Consider the following 492-nt stretch of genomic DNA (forward strand, 5'->3'; position numbering starts at 1 on the left):
CGGCCGTGGCGGCGACGAACAGCAACGGCGTGTGGACGGCGACGTACACCCTCGTGGCAGGCAGCATCGACGCCACGGGCCGCAACGTGACGGCCACGGTGACGGACGACGCGGGCAACACCACGACGACGGCGGACACGAGCGACGCCACGGTGGACAACGTGGCGCCCACGGTGACGGACGCGAACGTGAACATCACCGGCGCAGCGGGCACGGGTGGCGCCTTCAAGCTCGGCGACACGGTCACGGCGACGTGGACCAACACGGCAGGAGACGCCAACGCCGACACCATCAGCGGGGTGACGTTCGATTTCAGCGCGTTCGGCGGCGGGGCTGCCGTGGCGGCGAGCAACGTCAACGGGGTGTGGACGGCGACGTACACCCTGGTGGCCGACAGCATCGACGCCACGAATCGCAACGTGTCGGTGACGGTGACGGACGACGCGGGCAACGTGACGACGATGGCGGACACGAGCAATGCCGTGGTGGACA

General features: G+C 69.3%; 1 protein-coding gene. It reads left to right on the forward strand.

Annotation, left to right across the window (positions count from 1 at the left end; translation table 11 throughout):
• Positions 1-492 (forward strand): hypothetical protein (locus tag SM757_RS35055; RefSeq protein ID WP_322468876.1); only part of this gene is annotated, 492 nt, incomplete at both ends.

The organism is Azohydromonas lata (assembly GCF_034427735.1).
In the GTDB taxonomy this organism is placed as follows: Bacteria; Pseudomonadota; Gammaproteobacteria; order Burkholderiales; family Burkholderiaceae_C; genus Azohydromonas; species Azohydromonas lata.